This window comes from Streptomyces sp. SID12501 (assembly GCF_010550245.1).
In the GTDB taxonomy this organism is placed as follows: domain Bacteria; phylum Actinomycetota; class Actinomycetes; order Streptomycetales; family Streptomycetaceae; genus Streptomyces.
Genome location: NZ_JAAGLU010000861.1, coordinates 1 through 411 on the forward strand (window position 1 = coordinate 1; position 411 = coordinate 411).

Annotated in this window: 1 protein-coding gene; it reads left to right on the forward strand. The window is 74.9% G+C overall.

Going from position 1 to position 411, the window contains the following annotated elements; translation table 11 throughout:
* On the forward strand, positions 1-411 hold a 411-nt coding region (locus tag G3I71_RS48855), incomplete at both ends, for a condensation domain-containing protein (RefSeq protein WP_164325437.1).

Sequence of the window (411 nt, forward strand, 5' to 3'; positions counted from 1 at the left end):
TGGAGATCACCCCGGCCGGTACCGTCGCCGCCGCCGAATCCCTCCACCGCGTCGACGCCGCAGGCCTCGACGCCGACGCCCTGCGCGCCCTCACGGAGCGGGAGTTCGCCGCCGCCCAGGGACGCCTGGCCCCCGAACGCGGCCGGATGGTGCAGGCCGTCTGGTTCGACTCCGGCCCCGACCTCCCCGGCCGGCTGCTGCTCGTCATCCACCACCTGTCGGTGGACGGAGTGTCCTGGCGCATCCTGCTGCCGGAGATGGCGGCCGCGCTGGAGGCCGCCGCCGCAGGTGCCACCTTCACCCCCGAACCCGTCGGCACCTCCTTCCGCCGCTGGTCGCAGCACCTCGCCGCAGCGGCCTCCGAACCCGCCCGCATCCGCGAACTCCCCTTGTGGCGAGGCATCCTGTCCG